The organism is Chryseobacterium sp. SIMBA_028 (assembly GCF_046535285.1).
GTDB lineage: Bacteria > Bacteroidota > Bacteroidia > Flavobacteriales > Weeksellaceae > Chryseobacterium.
On sequence record NZ_JAWRWZ010000097.1, the window covers coordinates 1 to 353 of the forward strand.

1 pseudogene is annotated in these 353 nt (G+C 33.4%); it reads left to right on the plus strand.

The features are described 5' to 3' along the window. A pseudogene (locus SCA31_RS22705) lies at positions 1–214 on the plus strand (serine hydrolase); the annotation flags it as partial. Positions 215–353 lie beyond the last annotated feature (139 nt).

The following is a 353-nucleotide window of genomic DNA, read 5'->3' on the forward strand; positions in this document are numbered from 1 at the left end:
TGGAAATCCCATTGCTTATTTCCACAGCGGTTATATCAAAGGCTCCCCTTCCCTGAATATCTATTATCCCGAAACCAAAACTTCCGTCATTATCTTATCCAATATTGCAGATGAAGAAAAAGGGAAAAACTCGATTTTCAGGCCCCATATTGAGGTAAAAAAAATCACAGACAACCTTGAAAATACACTGATGCAGCTTAGATTAAAACATTAATCTTCCTGCTGTTGTAATAAAGAAGCTGGATTTTGGTCGTCATCGCATAAAGAAAAAAGACTTTTGCAATTCCCAAATCCTTAAAATTAAATTCATTATTAAACAAATACATAAAAGACAGCAAAATAACAATCAATAG